The following is a 1,431-nucleotide window of genomic DNA, read 5'->3' as shown; positions in this document are numbered from 1 at the left end:
GAGACAGATGCCGGCCTGCGCTGCGCGATGCCGGCGTCCGCCGGGCGTTGGTGCCGTGCGCTACGCGTTGGTGCCGTGCGCTACGCGTTGGTGCCGTGCGCTACGCGTTGGTGTTAGCAGGGGTCCCCTGCTATGCACGAGGCGTTAGCACGGGGCCCTTCCTTACACCTCGGCCGGCGTATCACGCGAGTGCGGAGACGATGTCGGCGATCGGGCGGCGGCGGCCGGTGTAGAACGGCACCTCCTCGCGGACGTGCAGCCGTGCCCGCGAGCCGCGCAGGTCACGCATCAGGTCGACGATGCGGTGCAGTTCGTCCGCCTCGAAGGCCAGCATCCACTCGTAGTCGCCGAGCGCGAACGAGGCGACCGTGTTGGCGCGGACGTCCGGGTAGCCCCGGGCCATCTTGCCGTGCTCGGCGAGCAGCTCACGCCGCTCGGCGTCGGGCAGCAGGTACCAGTCGTACGAGCGCACGAACGGGTAGACGCACAGGTAGGCGCGGGCCTCCTCGCCGGCCAGGAAGGCCGGGATGTGGCTCTTGTTGAACTCGGCCGGCCGGTGCAGCGCCATCTGTGACCAGACCGGGGTCAGCGCCCGCCCCAGGGCGGTCCGCCGCAGTCGCAGGTACGCGTCCTGGAGGTCGTCACTGGACGAGGAGTGCCACCAGATCATCAGGTCCGCGTCGGCGCGCAGACCGGAGACGTCGTACGTGCCGCGCACCACGACGTCCTTGCCGGCCAACTCCTCGATCAGCGACTCGACCTCGCCGGTCACGTTGTCGCGCAGTGACGGCAGCGGCGCGCTGGCCCGGAACACCGACCACATCGTGTAGCGGATGGTGTCGTTGAGTTCCCGCAGCCGGGCCGCGTTGCTCTGCTCGGTCATCTGCCCGATCCCTCCAGTGCTGTGATGATCTCTTCGGCCGCCGTCTCGCCGGAGCGGACGCAGACCGGAATGCCGACCCCGTCGTAGCCCGCACCGGCCAGCGCCAGCGTCGGACGTGTCGCCCGCAGCGCGGCCCGCGCGGCGGCCACCCGGTCGAGATGACCGGGGGTGTACTGCGGCAACGCGCCGCCCCACCGCTGCACGTGCCCGTCGACCGGGGCGGGCAGCGGCGTGTCGAGCACCGCCGACAGCTCCCGGTGCACGGTGGCGGCGAGGTCCTGGTCGGGGCGCTGGAGCTGGGCCTCGTCGCGGTAGCGGCCGACCGAGGTGCGGACCAGGGCCAGCCCGTCGGACCGGCGCAGGTGTCCCCACTTGGTGGTGAAGAAGGTGGACGCCTTGATCAGCAGGCCCTCGGTGCCGGGCACCAGGAAGCCGGAGAGCGCCGGCAGCGCCGGCTCCGGCAGGGCCAGGGTGACCAGGGCGACGCTGGCGTAGTCCAACTCGCCGATCCGCGCCGCCACCTCGGCGGCCGTCTCGGCGAGCAGGCG

At 72.0% G+C, this 1,431-nt stretch carries 2 protein-coding genes; both read right to left on the bottom strand.

Going from position 1 to position 1,431, the window contains the following annotated elements:
- Positions 1-181: 181 nt before the first annotated feature.
- The gene (gene hemQ, locus EYA84_RS31825; protein WP_131057853.1) at positions 182-883 is read right to left on the bottom strand and encodes a hydrogen peroxide-dependent heme synthase; all 702 of its coding nucleotides are present in this window, start codon (positions 881-883) and stop codon (positions 182-184) included.
- On the bottom strand, positions 880-1,431 hold a 552-nt coding region (locus tag EYA84_RS31820), incomplete at its 5' end, for an NAD(P)/FAD-dependent oxidoreductase (RefSeq protein ID WP_201272552.1). The genes hemQ and EYA84_RS31820, both read right to left, overlap by 4 nt.

It is taken from the genome of Verrucosispora sp. SN26_14.1 (assembly GCF_004307965.1).
Lineage (GTDB): Bacteria > Actinomycetota > Actinomycetes > Mycobacteriales > Micromonosporaceae > Micromonospora.
Note: the sequence above shows the minus strand (reverse complement) of the source record. Positions and strands in the feature narration are given on the sequence as shown.